This window comes from Klebsiella sp. A-Nf5 (assembly GCF_002810545.1).
Taxonomy (GTDB): domain Bacteria; phylum Pseudomonadota; class Gammaproteobacteria; order Enterobacterales; family Enterobacteriaceae; genus Klebsiella; species Klebsiella variicola.
In genome coordinates this window covers 1-976 of record NZ_PIOG01000218.1, presented here as the reverse complement: position 1 = coordinate 976, position 976 = coordinate 1, and the positions used below count along the sequence as shown (strand labels likewise).

At 58.8% G+C, this 976-nt stretch carries 2 protein-coding genes; both read left to right on the top strand.

Translation table 11 applies throughout. The features are described 5' to 3' along the window. A partial coding sequence (locus CWM53_RS32040; RefSeq protein WP_227521725.1) for a hypothetical protein occupies positions 1 to 124 on the top strand: 124 nt, incomplete at its 5' end. Further along, on the top strand, positions 121 to 976 hold an 856-nt coding region (gene rfbB / locus CWM53_RS20360), incomplete at its 3' end, for a dTDP-glucose 4,6-dehydratase (RefSeq protein ID WP_100750849.1). The genes CWM53_RS32040 and rfbB, both read left to right, overlap by 4 nt.

The following is a 976-nucleotide window of genomic DNA, read 5'->3' as shown; positions in this document are numbered from 1 at the left end:
CGATGCGGCGCTGGCCAGCGCCGATGTGCTGGTGATGCTGGTCGATCATAACGAATTCAAAGCCGTTAGCGGCGATAGCGTCACCCAGGCGTATATCATCGACACCAAAGGAGTGTGGCGGTGAGAACCATTCTGGTCACCGGCGGCGCGGGCTTCATTGGTTCGGCGGTGGTGCGGGAGATTATCCAGCACACCGCCGATCGCGTGGTGGTGGTGGATAAACTGACTTATGCCGGCAATGTAATGTCGCTGGCGCCAGTGGCGCAGGATGCGCGTTTCGCCTTTGAACAGGTGGATATCTGCGACCGCGGCGAGCTGGAGCGTATTTTCCGTCAGCATCAACCGGATACGGTGATGCACCTGGCGGCGGAAAGCCACGTCGATCGTTCGATTGACGGCCCGGCGGCGTTTATCGAAACCAATATCGTAGGCACCTATACGCTACTGGAGGCGGCCCGCAGCTGGTGGAATACGCTGGCCACGGAGAAAAAATCGGCGTTCCGTTTTCACCATATCTCGACCGACGAAGTGTATGGCGATCTGCACGGCAGCGAGGATTTCTTTACCGAGACCACGCCCTATGCGCCAAGCAGCCCCTATTCGGCCTCGAAAGCCAGCAGCGACCACCTGGTGCGCGCCTGGCTGCGGACCTATGGCCTGCCGACGCTTATCACCAACTGCTCAAATAACTACGGCCCGTATCACTTCCCCGAGAAGTTGATCCCGCTGACGATCCTCAACGCGCTGGCGGGCAAGCCGCTGCCGGTGTATGGCAATGGGCAGCAGATCCGCGACTGGCTATACGTAGAAGATCATGCCAGAGCGCTGTATCTGGTGGCGACTCGCGGCGAACCGGGCGAAACTTACAATATTGGCGGTCATAACGAGCGTAAAAATATTGAGGTGGTGGAAACCATTTGTCAGCTGCTGGAAGAGCTGGCGCCGCATAAACCGCAGGGCGTGGCGCACTATCGCG